Annotated in this window: 1 protein-coding gene; it reads left to right on the forward strand. The window is 30.5% G+C overall.

The genetic code is table 11. The features are described from left to right. The coding region (locus FE392_RS22690) for a hypothetical protein (RefSeq protein ID WP_319931938.1) at positions 1–439 on the forward strand (439 nt) is incomplete at both ends.

The raw sequence follows: 439 nt of genomic DNA on the forward strand, positions 1-439 counted from the left end.
AAATTTTTATTAGTAGTGCCTTTATTACTTGGAATTTTATTTATAGGTGATACAAGTGCATTTGCTGAGGTTTCTCGTGCAAGTTTAGGAAATGATTTGCTGAAGGGTGTATCAGGTAGTATGTGTGGTTCTACAGTAACCAAGATAACTGATGGTAATCCTTCAACAGGAGAAACTTTGTTTAAGACTTGTCGGGAAATTCGATTTAAATTACCTAAAGTATCAAATGTATCAGGTTTTTTATATATAAAAACAAATAAGTGGACTAGTGATAAATTGGCTATTGATTTTAAAAAAGTAGATGGTCAAGTTAAAACTATTACGTATAATCAGGCTTCTGTTAATTCAAATAATTATATTCAAGTATTTGTTAAGGACGTTTCTGAAGTAGTGTTGAGGAATTTTGATGATACAGGTGCAATTGAGATTATGTCATTTG

The sequence above is a fragment of the Xenorhabdus santafensis genome (genome assembly GCF_033949405.1).
GTDB classification, from domain to species: domain Bacteria; phylum Pseudomonadota; class Gammaproteobacteria; order Enterobacterales; family Enterobacteriaceae; genus Xenorhabdus; species Xenorhabdus santafensis.